General features: G+C 26.5%; 20 protein-coding genes. 15 read left to right on the top strand and 5 right to left on the bottom strand.

Going from position 1 to position 23368, the window contains the following annotated elements:
• Positions 1–248: 248 nt before the first annotated feature.
• Positions 249–998, bottom strand: coding sequence for a Fic family protein (locus AVBRAN9334_RS08085; RefSeq protein WP_336607516.1), 750 nt, complete (start codon positions 996–998; stop codon positions 249–251).
• A gap of 400 nt (positions 999–1398) precedes the next feature.
• Between AVBRAN9334_RS08085 and AVBRAN9334_RS08080 the strand changes: the two genes are divergently transcribed.
• From AVBRAN9334_RS08080 to AVBRAN9334_RS08050, 7 genes are all read left to right on the top strand, one after another.
• A complete protein-coding gene (locus tag AVBRAN9334_RS08080) occupies positions 1399–1698 on the top strand; it encodes a YkgJ family cysteine cluster protein (protein ID WP_239803266.1) in 300 nt (99 codons plus the stop codon).
• Positions 1699–2862, top strand: a complete 1164-nt coding sequence (locus tag AVBRAN9334_RS08075; RefSeq protein ID WP_336607515.1) for a GTPase — start codon at positions 1699–1701, stop codon at positions 2860–2862.
• A gap of 2 nt (positions 2863–2864) precedes the next feature.
• Positions 2865–4040 carry a GTPase gene (locus AVBRAN9334_RS08070; RefSeq protein ID WP_336607514.1) on the top strand — a complete coding sequence of 392 codons (1176 nt, stop codon included), beginning with the start codon at positions 2865–2867 and terminating at the stop codon, positions 4038–4040.
• Positions 4041–4093: 53 nt separating this feature from the next.
• The gene (locus AVBRAN9334_RS08065) at positions 4094–4294 is read left to right on the top strand and encodes a hypothetical protein (protein WP_214117683.1); all 201 of its coding nucleotides are present in this window, start codon (positions 4094–4096) and stop codon (positions 4292–4294) included.
• Positions 4295–4324: 30 nt separating this feature from the next.
• Positions 4325–5080: a BspA family leucine-rich repeat surface protein gene (locus tag AVBRAN9334_RS08060; protein ID WP_336607513.1), complete on the top strand. Its 756-nt coding sequence runs from the start codon at positions 4325–4327 to the stop codon at positions 5078–5080.
• Positions 5081–5169: 89 nt separating this feature from the next.
• The gene (locus AVBRAN9334_RS08055; RefSeq protein WP_336607512.1) at positions 5170–6183 is read left to right on the top strand and encodes a BspA family leucine-rich repeat surface protein; all 1014 of its coding nucleotides are present in this window, start codon (positions 5170–5172) and stop codon (positions 6181–6183) included.
• A 186-nt stretch (positions 6184–6369) separates the two neighbouring features.
• Positions 6370–6513: a hypothetical protein gene (locus AVBRAN9334_RS08050; RefSeq protein ID WP_214117680.1), complete on the top strand. Its 144-nt coding sequence runs from the start codon at positions 6370–6372 to the stop codon at positions 6511–6513.
• A gap of 76 nt (positions 6514–6589) precedes the next feature.
• On the opposite strand, the gene AVBRAN9334_RS08045 is transcribed toward AVBRAN9334_RS08050, so the two are convergent.
• The gene (locus AVBRAN9334_RS08045; protein ID WP_336607511.1) at positions 6590–8446 is read right to left on the bottom strand and encodes a DUF1561 family protein; all 1857 of its coding nucleotides are present in this window, start codon (positions 8444–8446) and stop codon (positions 6590–6592) included.
• Positions 8447–8543: 97 nt separating this feature from the next.
• On the opposite strand from AVBRAN9334_RS08045, the gene AVBRAN9334_RS08040 reads away from it, so the two are divergent.
• The 3 genes from AVBRAN9334_RS08040 to AVBRAN9334_RS08030 all read left to right on the top strand — a co-directional run bounded on the left by AVBRAN9334_RS08040 (position 8544) and on the right by AVBRAN9334_RS08030 (position 11677).
• A complete protein-coding gene (locus tag AVBRAN9334_RS08040; protein WP_336607510.1) occupies positions 8544–9137 on the top strand; it encodes a restriction endonuclease in 594 nt (197 codons plus the stop codon).
• 236 nt (positions 9138–9373) lie between these two features.
• Positions 9374–9706, top strand: coding sequence for a hypothetical protein (locus AVBRAN9334_RS08035; protein ID WP_336607509.1), 333 nt, complete (start codon positions 9374–9376; stop codon positions 9704–9706).
• A gap of 159 nt (positions 9707–9865) precedes the next feature.
• A complete protein-coding gene (locus AVBRAN9334_RS08030) occupies positions 9866–11677 on the top strand; it encodes an N-6 DNA methylase (RefSeq protein WP_336607508.1) in 1812 nt (603 codons plus the stop codon).
• A 431-nt stretch (positions 11678–12108) separates the two neighbouring features.
• Here the strand turns inward: AVBRAN9334_RS08030 and AVBRAN9334_RS08025 are convergent, their stop codons facing one another.
• Genes AVBRAN9334_RS08025 through AVBRAN9334_RS08015 form a run of 3 tightly spaced genes read right to left on the bottom strand, consistent with a single transcriptional unit; the run spans position 12109 to position 13187 of the window.
• Positions 12109–12321: a hypothetical protein gene (locus AVBRAN9334_RS08025; RefSeq protein WP_336607507.1), complete on the bottom strand. Its 213-nt coding sequence runs from the start codon at positions 12319–12321 to the stop codon at positions 12109–12111.
• 1 nt (position 12322) lies between these two features.
• Positions 12323–13093, bottom strand: coding sequence for a hypothetical protein (locus tag AVBRAN9334_RS08020; RefSeq protein WP_336607506.1), 771 nt, complete (start codon positions 13091–13093; stop codon positions 12323–12325).
• The gene (locus AVBRAN9334_RS08015; RefSeq protein ID WP_336607505.1) at positions 13059–13187 is read right to left on the bottom strand and encodes a hypothetical protein; all 129 of its coding nucleotides are present in this window, start codon (positions 13185–13187) and stop codon (positions 13059–13061) included. The genes AVBRAN9334_RS08020 and AVBRAN9334_RS08015 overlap by 35 nt, the downstream gene beginning before the upstream one ends.
• A 919-nt stretch (positions 13188–14106) precedes the next feature.
• Here AVBRAN9334_RS08015 and AVBRAN9334_RS08010 point away from each other — a divergent pair.
• From AVBRAN9334_RS08010 to AVBRAN9334_RS07990, 5 genes are all read left to right on the top strand, one after another.
• Positions 14107–16641, top strand: coding sequence for a hypothetical protein (locus AVBRAN9334_RS08010; protein WP_336607504.1), 2535 nt, complete (start codon positions 14107–14109; stop codon positions 16639–16641).
• A 236-nt stretch (positions 16642–16877) separates the two neighbouring features.
• Entirely contained in the window at positions 16878–17990 is a 1113-nt protein-coding gene (locus AVBRAN9334_RS08005) for a hypothetical protein (RefSeq protein ID WP_336607503.1), read from the top strand.
• Positions 17991–18537: 547 nt separating this feature from the next.
• Positions 18538–19371: a DUF4007 family protein gene (locus AVBRAN9334_RS08000; protein WP_336607502.1), complete on the top strand. Its 834-nt coding sequence runs from the start codon at positions 18538–18540 to the stop codon at positions 19369–19371.
• A complete protein-coding gene (locus AVBRAN9334_RS07995) occupies positions 19364–22519 on the top strand; it encodes a hypothetical protein (protein WP_336607501.1) in 3156 nt (1051 codons plus the stop codon). Before AVBRAN9334_RS08000 ends, AVBRAN9334_RS07995 begins: the two co-directional genes overlap by 8 nt.
• Positions 22512–23363 (top strand): phosphoadenosine phosphosulfate reductase family protein, encoded by an 852-nt coding sequence (locus tag AVBRAN9334_RS07990; RefSeq protein ID WP_214120211.1) that lies wholly within the window; start codon positions 22512–22514, stop codon positions 23361–23363. Before AVBRAN9334_RS07995 ends, AVBRAN9334_RS07990 begins: the two co-directional genes overlap by 8 nt.
• Positions 23364–23368: the final 5 nt, after the last annotated feature.

Here is a 23368-nt window from a genome sequence, read left to right as displayed (position 1 = left end):
GTTGATGGGGTTGGTGGGGATAGTGTTTTTGCAAGTATTTTTGAATTTGCTAAATTAAGTATTGGTTTTATAACTTATTTGATTAAGAGTTTTAAATTATTTAGCTAAATTTAAAGAAAACAATAAAAACATAAAGCTATTAATTACCCTTATTGTAATAGCAATATATTTAATTATTAGGTAATTTTGTTTTTAATCAAATAGACTAAAAGTATAGATATTAGCTTTTAAAATAAAACTCATATTCTTTAAAACAATTTATTTTTATAAGATTTTGCTATGTATTGATTAAACATCTCATCATTTTTTTCACTCTCAAGCTTTTCTTCAATACTAGGCTCTACGCTATTAAATCCATCAATACAATTTTTATAAGTAAAGTCCATAATATCTTTCATTTCATTTGTTTCATAATATTTAATTAATTTTTCTTTAAACTCGTTAATTAATCCGACTGGAATATTTACCAAACCAGCTCCATTGCTAATCAAGACCTTGTTAGCACATAGAATTGCCGTTCGTTTGTTGCCATCGCTAAATATTTGTTTTCTCATTAGATATAACATTAATGTTATTGCTCTTTGTGTAGTGTTTGTGATTTTTTGTATTTCGTTTAATTCTTCTATAATTTCTTCTTTATATGGCATTTTAGGTTTGTAAGTTGTTCCGCCAATAGCCACATCAAATTGCCTTATGTAGCCTGATTGATAGATTAAATTTGCACCTATAGTCTTATTTATTTTACAAATATAAGCAAAATCAATTTCAGGATAACTTATAGTATCAAAAAGAACATACCAAGCATATTTAAGGTTGTTAATAGCTACAATATCATCTACCTTTAGATTGCCCACGCTTGCACCATTATAAATAGCTTCTACTTGTGGAAAAGTTACATTAATTCCCTCAAGTCTCGCACTTTTATAGATATTATCTACGATATTTCTTTTTGCTAAACATATGTTGTATTCTAAGCTCATATGAAATTTATTTTTCATAATTATTAATCCCTTTTTTAATTTATATAATTTTATTTTAATATATTCATCTTTTTATTTTTGTAACCTAGAAATTTATTATAGTCAAGACAACAATATTTAATACAAATAGTTAAAGTAAGATAAAATATTTTTTTATTTGCAGTAATTAGTATTATATTTTGTTTTTAGTTTAAGCTTTTAAAATCAATATTTTTATTAATAATATTTTAAATATTTTTTATATGGACATAATTTTGACAACTCATATGCTATAATGCGAAAAATTACAAGAAAGGAGAATAAATGAAAGCTATATTTTCTCTTATGGAGAGGGGGGGGGGATTTTACAAAAACTAAAATCACTTAACTTCATTAATTTTATTCAAAACTTCTCATTTATATTCAAAGGAACTTAGCAATGTTAGATAATTTTCCATGCACTGCATGTGGCTTATGCTGCAAGAGTATTAACGGAGTAAAAGAACTAGAAGAATTTAATTTAAATGGTGTTTGTATGCACCTAGCAGATGATAATACATGCAGGATTTATGAAAATCGTCCTATGGTTTGTAGGGTTGATGAATATTACGAAAGGTTTCTTAAAAAGTATATGAGTAAGGCTAAATATTACAACGAGAATATAAAAGTCTGTAATGCTTTACAAGATAAATTTAAAGTAGATAAAAAATATAAAATTAATTTGATTAAGGAGATTTAAATGAGTATAGAACAAATTATCGCAGAAGAAAAAGCAAAGTTTGAAAAGACAAATTCGTATGCAAATGTTATGATTTTAGGACATACAGGAGCTGGTAAAAGCTCACTAATAAACCATGTTTTTGGAGAGAAGGTAGCAAATGTTAGCAATCATAAACCACAAACTAGAGGTTTTAAGGTATTTTTAGGAAAAGATTTTGGTAAGCAAATTAATATTATAGATTCGGAAGGCTATGAATTAGCAGGCGAAGCAGATAGTTTTGTAAATAAAGTTAAAGATTTTCAAAATGAGCTTGAAAGTGGCAAGATAAATAATTGCGAAGGAAATATTCATGTAATTTGGTATTGCATATCAGCAAGTAAAACAAGAGTGGAAGATATGGATTTAAATATCGTAAAACTATTAAAGAAAAACTATAAAAATATTTTTGTAGTAATGACACAATGTGATGAAGATGATGCTAATTTAAGTATTCAAAAAGAATATGAGAAAATCTTAAATACAAAAATATATGCAGTTAGTAAAGATTTAGCTGATGAAGATACAGATTTAAATTCTTTATTAAATGATAGTGCAAATAGTATTAGTGATGATGATATACAAAAAGCTTTTGTAGCATCTCAAGAAAGAAGCATTGCATTAAAAGAACAACATGCTAAAACAATTATATTACGCTACACCTCGTTTTGTGTTGCTGCAGGAGCAAATCCTATACCTTTAGTAAGTGATACTGTAGTAATCACACCTACTCAAGTAGCAATGCTAGTGCATATTGGGCGTATATATGGAGTTGATATATCAAAAACAGCCTTAAAAAGCTTAGCAGCAGAAACTTTAGCTAGTAATTTAGGAAAAGCTTTAGCAGGTAACTTGCTTAAATTTACTGGGGTTGGAGCTATTGTAGGAAGTGCGATTACTGCAAGTGTAGCAGGTGTTATTACTTATGGAATGGGCTTTGCATATTCAGAATATTGTAAAAAGAAATATCAAGATATTTTAGCGGGTAAAGTTGTAGATGATGATATTGTTGAAAATATTTGCCAAGTAATCAAACATTATATAGATACTATTAGTTGGGCGGATGTCAAAAAAGAACTACACAAAAATAAAGAAAATAAAAAAGATACTAAAGAAGATAACCAAGAAAAAGAAGATAAGGAATAAATATGCAATATCAAGAAGCTAGAGTATTGGTTATTGGCAAGACTGGTAATGGTAAAAGTTCTTTTATAAATTATCTTTTAGATGAAGCTAAAGCGCCTACTGGTATTGGTAAGCCTATTACACAAGAATTTAAAGAATATGAAAAAATAGTTGATGATAGACTAAGGCTTATTGTCACTGATAGTAAAGGGCTTGAATCAAACAAAGATGATTTTGAAAGTATTATTAAAAATATCAAATCATATATACAAAGCAAAAATAGTAGCGATAATGTAGCTGAGTTTTTTCATGTTGTTTTTTATTGCCTGAAATATAATACAAAAAGAATTGAAGAGCAAGAAATAAAATTAATCAAACAACTAAAAGAGCTTTTAAAATTTAATATTCACTTTATTATTACAGGTTGTGATAGTATTAAAAGTGCTGAAGAATTTAACGAATATGAAGAGCATATTAAAAAAGAGCTTGGAAATGATACAAGATTATATAAAGTATGTTCTATTGAAGTAGAAAAAAGAGGCGGACAAAAAACTCAAAAATACGGCAAAGAAGAAGTGATAAATGGCGTTATTGATTTGATTTTTGAAAACCTAGCTACAAGTTTTGCTTACGATTTTGCTCGTAAATATGTGGAATCTTATAATAAAACTTTAGATAATTATGAAGAACGATTAAATAAAACAATTGATAGTAATATTGGCTTTTTTTCAAGACTTTTTAGCTTTTTAGATACTACAAGAGCAGAAGTAAAAGCAGAATTTGAAAAAGTAAGATCGCAAATCATTAATGAGATAGAGAATTTACAAGATAATATGGTAAATGAGCACTCTATAAAGCTTGATGAGATTTTTACATTTTGCAATGTTTTAAGTGATACTTTTGGTGTTAAGCAAACGCTAAGTAAGTCTTTAAATACGAAGGCATTAAAAGATACTTTACATTTTAAAGAATATGGCTTATGGGATAGTTTTGCAAATATGTTTACAAATAATGATGCTAAAGAAAGCTTTAAAAAATATTTTAATAGTTTAAAAATACCGTTAAATGCAAATATAAATCAAAGCAATAATAATGCTTGGGTTTTACCAATATTATTCTTTGCTGATAAAGAAAAATTGGGTGTAGAAAAAAAGTTTGTTGAAGATATTAAAGCAGTTATTATGCAGTCTAAACAATAATTTAAATCAAAGAATTTGAAATAGGAATTTCAAATTCTTAAAAAGGAGAGATTATGCCGATACCGCCAAAGCCTAGTAAATATACTTGCAAAAGTTGTGGATATAGCGTAGTTAGGATTTATAGTAGTGATTGTTTTGCAGAAAATGATTTAGCACCAATTAAGTGTCCTAAATGCAAAGCAAGTTTTAATTGGGAGCATTCAAAGGCAAATAAATTTGAAATATTACTAGCAAAACTAAAAGGAATAAATTAGAAATTTATTTTATTAATATAAAGGAAAATAATGAAAAAATATAAACCAAGAACAAGAATAGAATTATGCGAACTAGTAAGAGATGAGAGTGTTTATCTAGGTGATATTGATACGAGCTTGATTACTGATATGAGTGGGCTTTTTTATTGGTGTGTTAGAAAAGATTTTAGCGGTATAAATGAATGGGATACTAGCAATGTAACTTATATGGATGAAATGTTTAGAGATTGCAAAAATTTTAATCAACCTTTAAATTTTGATACGAGAAATGTAACTGATATGAGTGAAATATTTAGAGATTGCAAAAATTTTAATCAACCATTAAATTTTGATACAAGAAAAGTAGAAAATATGAAAAGAATGTTTGAAGGTTGTATAAACTTCAATCAGCCTTTAAATTTTGATACAAGAAATGTAACTGATATGAGTTTTATGTTTAATAAATGTAAAAAACTAAATCAACCTTTAAACCTTGATACTTCAAAAGTAATCAACATGGCTAATATGTTTTCTTATTGTGAAAATTTCAATCAACCTTTAAACCTTGATACTTTAAATGTAACCAATATGGGTGATATGTTTTATAGTTGTATAAAATTTAACCAATTATTGCAATTTTATACATGTGATGTAGTTAATATGAGCAATATGTTTTTTGATTGTAAAAGCTTTAATCAGATTTTAAATTTTACTACAAAAAATGTTGTTTATATAGATAATATGTTTGAAGGTTGTGAGAGTTTAGAACACTTGCCAGAGTTTTACAAGAATTTTGGTAAAAAATAAAAATAAGTCTAAGAATTTGAAATATGACTTTTAAATTATTTAGAGTTAAACGCATTTAATATAGATTTTACGAAACTAAAGGAGATTTTATGAAAAAATATAAGCCAACAACGAAAAAAGAATTAAAAGAGTTAGTAAGAGATGAGAGTGTATATCTAGGCGATATTGATACGAGTTGGATTATTGATATGAGTAGATTATTTGAAAATAGCACTAGAAAAGACTTTAGCGGGATAAACACTTGGGACACTAGCAATGTAACTGATATGAGCCATATGTTTGATAAATGCATTAATTTTAATCAGCCTTTGAATTTTAATACTAGCAATGTAACTGATATGAGCCATATGTTTGAAGGTTGTATAAATTTCAATCAGCCTTTAGCCTTTGATACTAAAAAAGTCGAATCTATGTATTGTATGTTTAAGGGTTGCGAAAAATTAAATCAAACATTTGATTTTGATATAAGCTATATAGACGATACAGATAGTGTATTTAAAGGTTGCTATGAAATGAATTCAAGTTTTTTTGAAGATTTTGACTTGGATGACTTGTATGAATATTTTTATGACTGTGAACCTGCTATGAAGCTTCTTTTAGAAAATGACTATTTTGAAAAGATTAATGGCAAATATAGACCTGAAGATAAGAAAGAATTACAAAAATTAGTTTATTCTAATGTAATTAGTCTTAGTGATGTTGATACGAGTTTGATTACTGATATGAGTATGCTTTTTAATGGTAGTTTAAGAAAAGACTTTAGTGGTATCAATACTTGGGATACTAGCAATGTAACTAATATGTTCCAGATGTTTTCTGCTTGTAAGTATTTTAATCAATCTTTAAATTTTGATACTTCAAAAGTAACAAATATGCAAAATATGTTTTATTGTTGTGAAAATTTCAATCAGCCTTTAGAGCTTGATACTTCAAAAGTAATTAATATGGAAGGTATGCTTTATGGTTGTAAAAGTTTTAATCAAACTTTAAATTTTGATACTTCAAAAGTTGAAAATATGAGTGGTATGTTTGAATATTGTGAGAGTTTAGAACACTTGCCGGAGTTTTATAAGAAATTTTGTGAAGAAAACGAAGAAGTCTAAGAATTTCAAATGGGAGTTTCAAATGAAATTCCTTTTTTTAAATTCCAAAAAAATTCGCTGCATTTTAAAGAATAATTGTAAAGTTATAAATCAAAATTTGTATTTTAAATTTATTAAAATCTTTTTATATAGACATAATCAGGACTTTACTTTTGCTAAGATATACGAAATTAAAAAGGAGTTTATATGTGGATTTTAGGACTTTTGTTTATCTTAGCTTTACTTTTATTTTTTGGCTTAGGTGTTTTTAGACTTTTACTTGTAGTTTTTATATTCTTAATTTTTTTAGCAATTATTGCAAAGGTTGTAGAGTTGTTATTTAAGGATTAAATTCTTAGCAATTAATTTATAATAAAAGAGCTAAAATATTTTGATTTAAATCGCCAAAAATTAGCGATTTAAATTCTTAAAAATTATGCTCAATCTCCATCAAATCACATCTATCATTATCACAAGTATCAGCGTGATTAGGATTTAGTATATGTCCATTTCCTCGTCTAAAATCACCACCACCAGTGCAATCAAATTGATTTAAATATTCTTCAAATATATTATCTCTATTACCAGCTAAACCAATTAAGCTAATGGCTTGTATGTTGTATCTATTATTAGCAGATAGGTTTCTTAATAAAGTATGCTCATCTTGTGTAGGTGCTATAAAGCTTGTAAAATCTTCTTCGCTTATGTTTTGAGCATTTGTTGGGATTACTACTGCTCCGTTGTTTGTAATGATGATAGGAACTGCGTGTGCTCTACCGTTATCTAAACTCATTAATGCAATATATAAAGAACCAGCAGGAGAATTTAAAATACCCCTTAATTGAGATCTTAAATTATCTTGAGTTGTGATAGTGCTAAGGCTCCATTCTTGTCTTGGCAAAATACTGCTAGTTAAAGCCCAAATCGCCCTAATACCCCTTGAATATAGTCCTTCACCTAAAGCCAATTGTTGTCCCCATAACTCAAGTGCTTCACCCATTAAATTATACATCGCAGGGTTTCTTCTAGCAAATGTAGTAAATGGAGATACATTGTCCATATAATCAAATAAATATCCAGTAGAACTATAATTTAATATAGGACTATGTGGATATACTTGAGTTAGTAAAGAAACTATCTCATAAGTATGTAGCATACAAATTCCACAAATCCCACTAGCATCAGTGCTACTATCAGTAGTCCTTGCAATGCTTAATAATCGTGCTTTCCAATTTGCTTGTAAAGGGTCAAAATTAGCTAAGCTATTTGATATAACTTCTCGTTTTGTTCTTCTTTCTGCACCACAATGGCTAGAGAAAAGTCCTAAATTTCTTGCGTTAAAATTCCTTAATTCATAAACGCTAAAGTCAAATGATAATTTACCATCTAATAAAACGCTAGGAGATAAATGGGTTTTATAATAATTTATATCACTTATAAATAATTTTCCTAATTCACTGCCCCTTGAAACATCTAAAATATTTTTATTAATATCTAATATATAAGAATTTTCAAATAAATTTAAATTCCAATAAAATCTATTTTCAAATCCGTAAAAATTACATTTAGAAAACTTTAAAAAACTAGCGTCTTGATTGCTAAGATTAGTTTCAAGGCACTCAAAAGTCCCACTGCTAGGGTTAAAAAGAGCTATTTTACCACTTGTAATATCGTAATAAAAATTAAATGGTGTTTTTGAAGCCCCATTTTTTGTAATATAAAATAGTTCTAATTTATTATTTGATTTTGAACGAAAATATATAGAAGTTTTAAGAGCGTAATTAATAGGCGGTGGAACTGCTTGTAGCCACTGCTTCATTTCGTCATTATCTATGGTTATTTTATTGGCGTTTTTGTTTTTTGTAGCTAGTAAATTATACTCGCTTTCTTTTACTTCTACATCAATGTAAGCTGGTAAGCTAAAGGTATCTTTTATGCTAAACCATTGAGATTTATCGTTTAAAACACAAGGCTTTAATTCAAAGAAATCTTGTTTGGTTTGTCCACTTTTAAACCTATCGCTAAGACTTGCACATAGCCAATTGTCTTTATATTTAAAAGCAAGTCTTTTGTATAAATCATATCTCGTATCTACTGCTTGTTTACAATCTAGCATACCGATTATGACCCTATCATGCACTTGTCTTGGAGCTAGACAAAAAGTTTTATTATCGTGAGCTTTTATGATTAAATGCTTATCTTGTATTGTGTTGGCTGGAGTTTGCGGGACGCTATTTGCAAATATTGTAGAAAGGTAAAATAATATTAATATAAGTTTTTTCATAATTTCCCCCTTAAGATTTGTGATTATATTAATTTATAATAATATTTATTCTAAATTTCAAATATTTTTTAATAGTTGTGAAAATTAAGGAGCAAAAATGAGTGATAATAATGCTAAAAAAAGATATTTTGCTATCAAAAATAGCATAGAATTTAAAAAACAAGAAGAATTAAATTCTAACTATGAAGATATTTTAAAGGCTTATGAAAAAGAGCTTGACGAAGCGATTTTGAAAGTTGTTAATAAGTATAAATTTAGTGAAATTTTAAGCAGTAAAATGCCAAATTACCACAAAATAACAAAATCTATAATCTACAAAGCAGAAAGCGAAAATGAAAAAAAGGGCAGATTATATGAATTAAAAATTAAAAAATATTACGAAGAGCAAGGCTACAAGGTCTTTCCACACGGCTTTATAAATGGTAAAAACGATGGCGGGATAGATTTGGTTTGCTATAAAGAAAATGAGTGTGTATTAATTCAGTGCAAAAATCACAAAAGCCAAATAGGTCAAGATTTGTTAAGGAAATTTTTAGGTGATTGTGCTGTTTTTGTTAATGAGAATGAAAAAATACTTAAAAATAAAACTATTAAAAAAGTTTTTATAAGTTCAAGTGAGCCAAGAGCAAGTGCTGAATATTATTTAAATAATTATAAGGATTTAATAGAGTATTTAAATATTGAAGAATGAGCCAAGGGATATAAAATGAAAGAGATTTATAAAATAAAGTTTGCAGTTCATTAATATAACAATGATTTTAAGCGTTTTGTATCTTTTTGTATTATCTAATAAGCTTTTAATCTTATTTTAGGTGGGGTTTATTTGAGTATGTTTTTTAGATATCAATTTGATTTCTTTGGCGTTGTTTTTGTATTTTAAAATCAAAGCAAATAAATACCAAAAGCTATATCTAACAAAGGATTAAAATGAATAAAACTACTAATTTACCAATATTTGGGGTAGGACCTATTTACGTCATAACTTGCCTTTTGCTTGCTATATTTGGGCTTTGTTTGGATTATTTTGGTTTTTTAGATTTTGTAAAATTGCCAAAAGCAAGGATTTTTATGTCTATTTTGGGTGGGGTTTTGCTATTTGCTTATAATTTATGCTTATTAGTTTTACCTTTTATTTTCTGTGCTTTTCTTACAGTGTTAATGAAAAAGACAGAAGAAAAATGGCTACAAGAAAAATTCGGCGACAGCTATACGCAGTATTACAAAAAAGCCAATAGAATAATCCCTTGGTTTAAAAGATAAATTACGGAAATAAATTCTTTAAATATTACAAATAAATAAAGAGTAATTTATTACAGAATATATTTTCTCTATAATCTTATTGACAAAATAAAATTTATAATATATAATGCGTTATCTTTAAAAAAATAAAGATATATTTTACAAACTAAAAGGAGAAAAATGACAGCATTATTACAAAGAAAAAGTTTATTACCAAAATCTTTATTCGAGCATATAATTATGAGTGATGAAAGTAAGATTATTAGGGTAATTGATGAGTATTGTTATGAGTTTAGCGACAAGCTAAGCCTTGATGATGAAAAGGCACTAAAATCATCACTAGGTTTTAGTGTAATGTGTTATATGGCTGATAAGTTTAGGGAAATTAAGCTTTATGCAATGTTTAACGATGGTGCAAATCCTAATGATTTTTATTTAAGTTTTGATGAGTTTATGGCTAGAGCTAAATTTGATGAGAGTTTAAAAGATATGCTTTTTAAATATGGTGAAAAATATTGGGATTTGGTGCTTAAAATTGCTAATTTATCACCTTATTTAAACGAGCTTTTAGGACATTGTGTGTTTAATGAAACCTATACAAAGCAAAGCAACTTAGAGTATCAAATCAATGAAGGTGTGAGTGATTTTATTTATGAAATCAGTGATTTTAGTGCATATAAAAATATACTTCTTTTTAGCTCGTTGAGTGATAATTTGTTTTTAGATATGACAAAAATGGTGGAAAAATCAAAGCTTGAACAAGGGATTATAGAAGATGTTTTAAGCGATATTAATTTTAGCATTGTAACAAATAACAGTAATATTTCAAATCAAATCAAATTAAAATCAAAAGTTTTAAATGCAAATACAAATATAATTAATTATAGCGACTTAAAAAATGAAAAATTTGATTTGATTTGTGCTGATTTGGTATTTAATAATCGCATTGATTTTAGTGATTTTATGCTTGATAAAATATCTAAAGAGTTTGAAATAGATTTAAAAAATACAAGAACTCATGATGAATGGCTAAAAATAGCCCAAATTACACAACTTTTAGGCGATAATTCTTTTGCTTTTTGTATTTGTTCTAGATTTTTACTATCAAATGACAAGGGCAAATTAAGTGGTATTTTGAAAGAAAGGTTGCTTAAAAAAGGTTATATAAAAGCTATTATAAATCTACCAAAAGAAGCTATAAATGGCATAGGAATTGAGTGTGATTTGTTAATTTTAAGCAAGGGTAATAAAAGTATTAAAATGATAGATGCCAGAAGTTTATATCATAAAGAACTTAATTTTTTTGAATATATGAAACTAGCAGAGTATTTACAAAAAAATAACGAATTATCTAAAACCTTAAGTTTTGAAGAAGCACTTGCAAACAGGCTAAATGTATCGCTCTCTTTAGAAGATAGTATAAATACAATAAGTCTAAAAGAGCTAATCTTAAGCTCAAATGTAGGCGCTACAATGCAATCAAGTGAAATACAAAATCTAAAATGCAAGCAAGAAAGCGATTTTGCACTTATAAACACATCAAACATCAAAGAAGGATATATAAAAGATGATGATTTTATAGAACAAATCCCAGAAAAATACCAAAAATTAGTGGTGAAAAATAACTCAATCATAATTCCAAGGGTATGGAACGAGAGTATAAAAGTAGCTTTTGTAAGCAATTACAGTAAAAAACTTTTACCTACAAACAATGTAATTGCCTTAGAATTAGATGAGAGCAAAATTTATCCACCTTATGTAGCAGCATTTTTACAGAGTGAAAAGGGAGTAGAAAGTATCAAAAATCTTTCATCAAATGGAGCTTTATCAAGGCTTAGTATTGGTGGGATAAAAGAGCTAAAAATTCCTATGCGTAGTGAAGTAGAGCAAAGGCAAATCGGCGATGATTTTATACAGACGATAGAAAAAATTCAAGCATTGCAAAATCAATACGAAGCAGAATTAAATAAATTAAAAATAATTTTTAAATAAGGAGATATAATGGAAGAGATTTATAAGGCAAGATTTATTATATATTACGTATTAATAGCTTTAAGTATAATATATCCTTTGGATTATCTTACGCATTTAAATTTTAGTATTGTTTTAGATATAAATATTGCTCCACTAATATTTTTAATATTTTTTAAGAATCAAATAAATAAACACCAAAATCCTATAAAAAAATAAAGTAAAATAAAATCAAAGTAAATTTCGTTTGTTTGGGCTAATTTTAAAGTCATAAATAAACGAAATTCTGATTTTAAATTCTTTAAAAATACACGAAACAAATTCCTAGTAAAAAATCAAGCTAACAATAATACAAACCAATAAAATAAAATTAAAAATATGTAAAGCTTCAAAAATATTAAAGAAATGATTGTAAAAACTTTCAGTAAAGCCCTAATTTTAGGGCTTTAGACTTAATTAAAAAAGAATTTAGATACTATAGTTATTGCAAACGCAATAGGAGCTATTTTAAAAAGTATAAATGCCATTGTTTTGCTAATTCTATATTTTACCATACCTTCTGATACTTCTTGTCTTGTGTTAGCCATCAAATCAAATGCTACGCAGTATTCTCCATTGTTATTTAAGTTTTTTTCTGTATTATTTAATGATTGTATTAAATCCATTTTATTCTCCTACATGTTTTAAAGTAATATATGGTGATAATTGATAAATATCAAAAATAACTTCGCCGTATTCATCCACCAGAGCTTTTAGTTCAGAATCTAGCGGTGCTAACATTTCATATGCTTTATTTTCATTATCTTTTGTGACAGAATAACAAGCCCATGAACATAAGAAATATATTCCAAAAATTATTAAGCCTGTAATATAACTGAAAGAATATAAACATATCAATGCAATAATTAGACCAATAATTATTATACCACCTAGAGCTTTGGTGTTGTTTTCAGCTATCATTTTTAATTCTTGATTAGGCCAATAAACATTCTGTAAAGTCTTTACAAGCTCATAGCGTTCTTTACAATTTTGCTCTAAAATTTCAAAATCGTATTCTTCACCATCTTTTTGATTTTCTTTACCTATTAGTGCCAAAGTGCCTTTTATAGTAAAGACATTGTTTATTGTGGTTTGTGTGTTGATATTTGTAGTGCTTGATGATTTATCTACTACTTTATTTTTTGATACACCCCATACTCCATTTGATAATATGGTAGGTGAAAAATAACTTTTTGTACTGTATTTTGTATCGGTTTGTTCGGTTCCTTGAGTAACCATACCTTCAGTATGTTGAGATCTTACGGCATTGATAATGGCATTAAAACCTAAACAACTAGCCATTGATTTAAGGGTGTTTTCTGCATCTTCAAAGCTAAGGCTTGAACTAGTTGATATCTCTAACTCACTTGCGTAAATTAGTTGAATACCCCCCCCCAATAATATCACCGCTGCTTATAAGTCTAACGCCTGATGATAAAACAAACTTAGGATTTTGCACTTTTATTTCTTCGGTAGTGCTAACACTATTCATTTGTAACTCCTTTTTTTAAAATTGTAAAAATGGTATATTAATATTTTTAAATTAATTATGTTTTAATTTAGCTTATTTAAGTTAAAAACATATTTATTAATTTAACTTACCTAAGAATAGGGCAAGAAAGTTAGTTTTTGGCTTATAAATTATGTTTGATTGAAAATACACTAAAGAAATTCTTGGCTGATTACAGCTACTAACCGATAAAATACCGATAAATTAAATTATACTGAAAAACTGCCGAGATTTTAAATTGCTATGATGAGTATATAAAATTTTAAAGAATTTAAAATCAGAATTAGAAAAAGAAAAATTCCGTCCAATAAACGAGCTACTAAGTGGCAAAACAAGGTTTGCTAACTTTATCAGCCTTTGGCAAAAAGTAACGATTAATGATTTAGGTCTAACTTACAATAGGCTTTTAGATAAAAAAGAAAAAAATTTGAAGATGATAACTTAAACTGCATTACATATAAAAATATTTTTGATAGTGTTAAAATAAACGATGGTGAAAAAAAATAAAGAAGATGTATTTTTTACTATTTCATCTAAAATCATATACGAAATATGGACTTTATTTGTTATTTTAGAAGAATGTGAAATTTATATTTAAATAGCTTTGGCTTTAGACCTAATGAAATGATAAATACTAAGTATGCGAGTTTTTATTTTAGGAGTTCTATTTTTATGGAAAAATTAATGAAGTTAGCACAAGGTAGCACGAGATATAATTTATCTAAAACTAATTTTTTAAAAGTAAAATTCCTAAGTTTATAAGAACAGAATAAGTTGGGGGGGGGTAATTATGTGTGATGAGCGTTTGGAACATCTAAACGAGCTAATAATAGCCCAGACCACCCTCAAATCCCACTTTTAACCGAACTTTTAAGTGGAAATTAAGAGTAAAGGACTTTGAATGATTGAAAATATACAAAATGAAGATGTAAAAAATGAACTTAAAAAGAAATTTAATGATATAAAAAATTATTTGTGTAGTGTTTTTCAATTATCAAATGATATTGAATTTAGTTTTGATGTTGAAGTAAATAAGGGTAAATTAGAAATAATAGTTGGTATTTCTAATCCTAATCACGATTTAGAGTATAAAATCCAAGATATAACACCTAGTAGTATTAAAATAGATTATTTATTAAAAGTGATATTTAAAAACATTAGCTTTGATTGTTCTAAGCATTTAATAAAGCGTTATATTGCATTATTTAGCAATGCATTTATAGAAATAGATACAAGTGTCTTAGAAAATGATAACTATAGTAATTTTATAAAAATTTTTACAAGTTTAAGTTTTGAAAAATGTAATTTTTACATACATGATAAAACAACTTTAGATGGATTTAATTTTTTTAATGATTTAACTTTTATCGATTGTTATTTTAGTAATGAATTATTGATTGGCGAGTGTGTTTTTGAAAAGAAATTTATCTTTGAAACTAGAAAAAACCAAAAGCATGAATTATTTGTTATGAATACCCGTTTTAAAGATAACTGTGAAATTGTTTTAAACACAGACCACGATACACTTGGATTGTTAAATGTTCAATTTGATAAAGATTTTGATTGTATAAAGTGCAATTTGCATAACATTAAATATATCTTTTTTAATAAAGTAGTTTTTGAAGGTTGTTTTTATGTAGCTCGTAGAATTGTTATAAAGAGTGTAAAAGAGCTTCTTTTAGACACTGATTTTAAGACTGAAATTGATATTAAAAATACAATATTTAAGAAAGAAACGGATTTTAGTAGAACAAAATTTGAAAAAAATGTAAAGTTGCATTCTCTTGTATTTAACGAAAAAGTTATTTTTGGTAGTTATGTTACATTAAAGAGTGGTATGAATGAAATTTTTCAGCTTAATAATATTAAATTTTTAAGCGATGTGGATTTTAGTAATGTTTCTTTTGAAAAGATAAAATTAAAAATTAAAAATTCAATCTTTAGTAAAGATTTTTCTTTGGTTAAGTCTCATGTTAAAAGTTGTGGTGTTAATGTATTTAACAAGAAAATTACAATATATAATTCACAATTTGATGGTTTGGTAAATTTATCTAGATGTAATTTTAAAGATAATATAAAGATTATTAAATGTGAGTTTAATAAGCAAGTGCAATGTTGCCAATCTTTATTTGAAAAGAAATTTGATTTTAGCGATAACAATGTAAATCGTGATATTCATTTTGATAGGTCAGAGTTTAAAAAAGAAGTTGTATTTGATTATACTATTTTCAATGATATTCTCTCTTTACTTTTTGTTATATTTCATAAAGCTCCAAAATTTGCATTAGCTAAATTTGCTAATTCTGCAAATATTCAAACTTTTAATTTGCGCATTGGCGAAAGTAATGAAAAGCTAAACAAAGATTGTTATAAAAAAGAAAATATTGAAAGCACAATGAATAGGTTAGGAGCTATAACAGATACTTATAGGTTAATGAAAGACCAAGCTATTAAAAACAATGATTTATTAGTTGCAACAGAGAATAAAAAATCAGAATTATATGCTAGAGAGTTAGAGCTTGATTATTGTAAAAAAATTTATGGTATTAAATATCCATCTAGTATGTATCAAAAAACTGCATCGGAGAGTGCAAAATTAACAATTATTGAAGTATTTGATAGGTTATTTTTAAAGCTTAACAGAACAACAAGCGACCATCATACTGATTTTTTAAAGATACTTTTATTTACCCTAAGTGTCATCGGTGGGTATTTTATGATAAATTTTGGATTGTCTTTAGAAATAGTTGCAAGTAATTTTGATTATTTAGTTGGTAAAGCTCAACCGATAGAAGATTATATAAAGATGGTTTTTAACTCATTTGATTTAAAAAATTTTGCTTTTTCTACTCTTTGTGTATTGTGTTTTATCGTTTATATAACTTTGGTTTTAACTTTTAGCAAATTTAAAAAATTACTTGGTATTTTAGGGGCAATTGGAATAATTGGTATTTTATGTAGCCCTAATATAATAACCCCATTTTTAGGGGCGTTTTCAGAAGATGCGAGAAATCATTATCTATATAAAGCTATAGATGATTTAGATGATAAAAAGGCGTTAGAGCTAGCTAGAATAATACTTCCAAATGACAAGGATTTAAAAGAATTTAAACCTAGTAAAACCATTTTGAGCAAAAACACCAAACTAGAACAAATCAGCATTTTTGATAAAACGGATTTAAGCGTTAATTTTATCTACGAGCAATCAAATCAAGACAAAAACGAGCAAAGCGTTTATAAAGCCAAAAAGACCCTAAAAGACTATAAAGACGAGCTAAAATCATCAGATTTGCTAGACAAAGCCCCCGAGCTAAAACGAGCCATAGCGATAGATTGTGGGGTCTCAAGGCTTAATATAGCTTATTATTTAGTTCTTGCGTTTTGTATATTTGCCTTGCAAAAAACAATGCGTAAAAACTCAATAATCCCAAGCTAAAACTAAATTTCGTTTGTTTGCTTAAACTTGCCAAATAAACGAAATTCCGAATTTAAATTCCAAATACGAAAATAAATTCTAAAGTCAAACAAGTGACATTTGGGGATGTGTAGAATTTATTTCGTGTATTTTTACCATAAAATTAAAGCTTCAAACATACGAAATTTATTTTTAATCTTTTAGTAATTGTTATTTTTAATACCAAAAAGATATGATTTTAAAATAAAGGAGTGTTTATGAGATTGGAATTATTATTTAGCGTAAAAGAAAAGCTAAGAGAAGGCAATAAATCGGTTTTAGTTAAAGATACAAGAAATATTACAAATATAATAGAAGAGAGATTAAATAGATTAGAAAATGGTAAGAAATGCTATAAAGGAATTATTATAGAAGATAAATTAGCTATGAAACATGCCATTTTATTTAAGTTTAAAATAAATGGAAAAAGCCTTGATAAAGCTACTTTATTAGATAGATTTTATAAAGATATTAAAGATGGCGAACACAGAAAAGAATATCATATCACCGTAGTTTATAGCGATAGTTCTTTGTATTTTTCAGAAAAGCTGTATAAATTAATATCAAAACATGAAATTATGTTTAGAAAATTGATTTATTTGTTGATGATAGGGGCTTGTGGGGATAATTGGTATAAAATTGTAGATGAAAATATAGCAAGAGATAAACGCAAAGATAAAACCAATCAAGATTTAAATGAAGCTTTTTTATCTTTGCTAACATATCAAGATTATATCAATGGATTTTTTCAACTTATATATCCTAATAATCTTGAAGAGCTTATGGAAGAAGCGAAAAAAGAATTAGATAACAATAATAAAGAAAAAGCAATGGAAAAATTACAAAAAATTGCAAGAAAACCACACATAGAACATTGGTATGAGAATTTAAAAGTAGATAAGCTAAAAGAAGATTTATTAACTATACAAAAAATAAGAAATAAAATCTCCCATAATCACGCAATTTGTTTAAAAGACTATAAAGAATATGAAAAAACTATAAAAGCAGTTATAAAAAGACTAGAAAAAGAAATTGAAAAAGTAGAGAAAGAAAAATATATGTCTTTGAAAATAAATTCTATTGATATTTACGCTAGATATATGAAAGAACTTACTTCGCGATATGAAAATGCTTTTAAAAATATAGGCAAATTAGCAGACTACCAAACTAAGCTATCAGAAATGATAAGTTTGCCTAATAAGATTGTGCAAAATCAATTTGATATAGCATCTAAATTGAGTAAAATCTATATACCAAGTTTTAGTTTTACAAATCCATTGCTTGAACTATTAAGAGAACAGGAAGAGTTAATGGGCGATAAAAAAGAATAATGATTTTTATAGGAATTTCGTTTGTTTGGATTTAGCCAAAACATACGAAATTTATGGATAAGTTTAAAAAATACATAAAATAAATTCTTAAATATAAAAATGCATTCAAGCTTTAAAATTTGTCAATAAGGCAGTTTAAATGGTTTAATTGTTAATCAATGGATATTTTGCAATGTTTGAGTAATTTCATAAGTACTATCAAATTTGCAATGATAGAAATTTTGTTATGGTTTGTAAAGGTAAAAATAAACTAGACTAACTAAAGTTATATAGTAAACTTCACTCACCACATATTTTTAGAACAGGTAAAAGATTTTTTGAATATAAATTTTACTCGTTTATAGAATAGGTTTAAAAATAAATAACATAAGGTATTATTAAAAACTATTTTTGTAATTATTTATAAATAATGTTATATTTTATATTATTGTTTGATGGTCAATTACCATTATATAAGTAAAGTTAAAGTAGAATACTTGGTATAACTTATATTAAAAATCATAAGCAAAGCTTGCAAATATATGAAAGTTAAAATAAAAGGTTGCAAATGTTTGACAAAGTTTCTTTTTCTGGGCACGAGAAATTTGATTGTAAAATAGACTGGATTAGTCGTGGATTGATAGAATTTAATAAATGTGACAAATTGTTTACAAATAGCAAGCTTGATTATTCTATAGAGGTTTTGGGCTTAGGCGGCAACATGGTAAAGTCGCTACATTTTTGGTTAAATGCTTTAGGTTTGCTTGAAAAAAACACATTAAGCAATATAGGAAAGATTATTTTAGAAAAAGATGTTTTTTTAGAAAACCTAGACACTATATGGCTTCTTCACTGGAATTTAGTGAAGAATAAGTCTAAAGCTACTTTGTATAGTTTGTTTTTTAATTATTTTTATCAGTATAATTTTACAAAAGAGAGTCTTTGTCAGTTTGTAGTTGCTTTTCTTAAAAAACTAGATATGTCAATTAGTGAAAATAGCATTAAATTTGATATAGATGTTTTACTTAGGATGTATGATGGATATGGAGATTTAGGCTTGTTTAAAGATTTGCAAATATTATCTAGAAAAGATTTTTCTTGGAATTTAAACATAGGAAATACTGCTAATATAAGCGATGAGGTTTTTTTATATATACTGGTTGATTATATTCAAATGTTAGATATTAAAGACTCTATTTCTATAGATGAGATTCAATACTCTAAGCTAAGCATACAAAAATCTCTTTGTTTAAACGAAAATGGCTTATTTATGAAAATAAACAATATAGAACATATTAGCAATGGTGCGTTGTTATATTCAGAATCTGGAGGAATAAGGCATATATACTTAAATAAAAATCTAAATACAGAAGATATGCTCAATAGGATTTATAATGTTTAAATATAAAACAATTTTAAAATTAGATCAAAACTACAGCAAATCAACAAATATTAACTATAGCGGCTTTAATAATAAATTTAGATTTACTAACTTTACAGCAAACACCTTGAAGTTATTGTGTAACGATAAACATGCTAACTCAATATCACTAATAGGTCCTTTTGGTTGTGGTAAATCATCATTAATGGTTTTTATAGAACATTGTTTAAATGGTAATGAAGAAGCACTTAAAATTTTAGATAAAGACTTTAAAGTATTGGTGAGTAAATATATTTTTAAAAAAAGATTTTATTTTATAAAAATAATAGGTGAAACATCTAGTATTAAAAATATGATTATTGATTATGTGCTTAAATCCACAGAGTTAAAGCTTTCAAAGCGATATATAAACAGTAGTGATAATGTGCAAATGAGTGTTTTGTTAGAAAATTTATATAATGATATCAAAAATATAGGTTTTACAAACATTGTATTTTTGATAGATGAGTGTGGAAAGTTCATAGAAAATTCGTTGTATAATCAAGATAAAAGTGATTTGTTTGAATTGCAAACCATAGCTGAGTTTGTAAATTTTAAAGATGATTGTAAGATGTTGATTAGTTTGCATAAAAGTCTTAGAGATTATTACAATGTAGGCTTAAAAGTAACACACACAGAATGGGATAAAATACAAGGAAGATTTGATAATGTCCTTTTTGGTGATAATTCTTTAGAGATTTTAAAAATTTTTCAGCATACAATAAAACTCAAAACAACAAATATTGATGCTATGAAAGAATTTGATAAGTTTATAGATGATATTGATGCAAGCAATATCTTTAATCATATAAGTATTGTAGAAAACAAAGATAGTCTAAAAAAACTATTTCCATTACACCCAATAGCCGTGGTGTTTATAATAGAATTATTTCTTAAATTTTTTCAAAACCAAAGAACTATTTTTTCTTTTTTATTTTCTTTAGAGCCTTATGGTTTTCAAGATTTTATAAACAAAGACATTGATAAATACTATTTATATTGCGTAAGTGATTTGTACGATTATGTAAATTATTTATTAGGTGTATACAATGTATCGTTACCTGATAGTGAGATTTGGGGGCTTTCTATAGATAGGATAAAAGATAGCTCTATAAATCAAGTAGAGCAAGATATTATCAAAACTATAGCTCTTATACATGGTTTTAAGCTTGCTAGCTTGATTTTGCCTACAAAAGATTTGATTATTTATTCTTTGTCAAGTAAGTATGAAAAAAAAGTTATAGATAGTGCTATTAAATCTTTGATTTTTAAAAATGTAATTATGTTTCAAAATCAAAGTAGGTCATACTCTTTGATTGAAGATTCTAACATAGATTTAAATTATGAGATATCAAACATAAAGAATAGTAGTGCCAATTTTAACTTTATTGAATATATCAACCAAATTATTTCTAACGAAAAGCTCATTAGTAAAAAGTTTTTAATCACACACGGATTAAACAAACCTTTTAGATATAAAATTATTCAGAGTGCAGATGGAATAATAGAAAATGATGTGATATACATAGTTTTTAACGGTTTGAAAATAGATGATAGTTCACACATGGTAATAAATGTAAAAAATACAAAAGAACTAACAGAACTAGGCAAGGAAATATATGCATATAAGATTGTAAAGCAAAACAATATTTTAAAGCTAAGTAAAGATACAAGAATTATTATAGATAATAAATTACACTCTTTAAAGTATTCACTTAAACAAAGCTTTTACGATTTATTGAACAAATCTCAAGTGTATTATAAGGGTGATATTTATAGCTTTAAAAACATACAAGAATGTATTAGACTTAAAATTGAAAACGACTATAGCTTAACACCTATTATAAATAACTATACGATAAATTACACTATCAGTAATGGTGGCGCCCTTACTCCTATAAAATTTCTTTTCTATCATATGTTAAATTACCCCGATAAAAAGAACCTAGGAATAGAAAAATACCCAGCACACATGACTTTATATCTATCTATTATAAAGCCATCGTTAATGCATATAAAAGATAATCTAGGTTATAAGCTAGTGGCACCAAGTGGTTTAAATTTTAAACATATTTGGGAATTTATAGAACAAAAAGTTAGAGAAAAAATAAATGTTAAGAAATTAGTAAATTATCTTAAATTAGAGCCTTTTGGCTTAAACGATGTAAAATCTAAACTAATAATATCTTTGTTTATTATTGTAAATAAAAATAGTATTAGTATTTTTAAAAATAACGAATACGCTTTTAAAATTAGCGATGATTTGCTAATAGACTTATGGAAAAATATAGCTCAATACGAAATACATCGTATTGCTTTAACAAAAACTCAAGAAGAAATTTTTAAAGCATATATGTTAGCTGTATCTTACTATGAAAGTAGATTTTCAAATAATGCACTAACAGTTTTAAGCCAGATAGTTTTTTCAAAAGTAAATATGCTTCCAGATTTTGCAAAAAAAACTAATAATATATCAGATAACGCAAAAAAACTAAGATCTGCTTTATTTTCAATGAAAGATCCTGTACAAACTTATTTTGTAGAAATACCAAGGATTTTTTCTTTGACTGATAGTGATACGTTTGCTAAGTCATTTAAAGAGGCTTTTAATGAAATAGCGCTATCTTTTAAAAATATGATTTTAGATATAGAAAAGCATATATTTAGTAGTTTTTACTTAACACATCCAACATATCCATATAAAAACGAAATGGTTGACATAGCAAACGAAATTTTAGAGATTGAAAGTAGTAACAAAGTAAGAGCATTTTTAAATGCTTTTATATATGCTGAAAATATAGTGGATTTAGTAGATTCTATAAGTGTTATCTTGATAAGTAAAAACATAAAAGAATGTAGCGATTTAGATATTAAAGAATTAAAACAAAATATCACTTCGCAAGCTAAATATATATTAAATAAGACAAATTTAAGAGCTTTAGGTAAAAATGTAAAAAGAATTACAATTTTAAGCCAGGATAAAGAAGTATCAACAATATTTAAAGATAATGATGAGAACATAAAAGAGCATATAAAAAATATAGAAGAAAAATTTTTAAATAAGCTAGAAAAAAAAGACAAAATAACATTGCTTTTGAAAATTTTAGAAAAGGAAATACAAGATGAGTAAAGAACTTCATATTATATCAATTTCTGGGGGCAAAGATAGTGCTGCTATGGCAATTTATTTAAAAGATAAATATCCAGATAGAAAGTTTGAATATTTGTTTTTTGATACAGGTGAAGAGTTGCAGGATACCTATGATTATTTATCAAAATTGCAAGCGGTTACGGGAATTAAGATAGAAAAATTGCTACCTAAAAAATCTTTTAAAGAGCTTTTGTTTGAACATAATAATTTTTTACCATCACCTCAACAAAGGTGGTGCACAAAACGAATGAAGCTTGAGACTTTTTTAGAAAAAATAAAGCAATATGAAGGTTGTAAAATTTTTAACTACGTTGGCATTAGAGCTGATGAAGACAGACTAGGCTTAGTGCCTAATCAGGATAATATTATTACCGTTATGCCTTTTAAGGATGATGGTATAACTCTCGAGGATGTTAAAAGAATATTAAATGATTCTGGCTTAGGACTGCCTAAATATTACACTCCGGTTAAAGACGAAAAATATGACATAGAGTATTATAGAACTAGATCGGGGTGTTATTTTTGTTTTTTTATGAGACAGATAGAATGGGTTTGGCTTTATGAAAAGCATCCGGATGAATTTCAAAAGGCTATGGAATTTGAAAAGGAAGGATACACTTGGATACAGGGTATGCCACTTAGCGAGTTATGCAAAGCAGAAAATATTGATAGGATAAAAAAAACTTTCAAAGCGTATGAAGAAAGAAAAAAACAAGCAAAAAATAAGAAAGATTTATTGCTAGGTAGAGAATTTTTGAGTAAACACGATAAGGATTTAGAGGATTTTGAAGATGACAAGTTTTGTTCGTTTTGCACTTTATAGGAGTT

Origin of the sequence: Campylobacter sp. RM9334, from assembly GCF_020138145.1 — a bacterium.
GTDB lineage: Bacteria > Campylobacterota > Campylobacteria > Campylobacterales > Campylobacteraceae > Campylobacter_E.
Note: the sequence above shows the minus strand (reverse complement) of the source record. Positions and strands in the feature narration are given on the sequence as shown.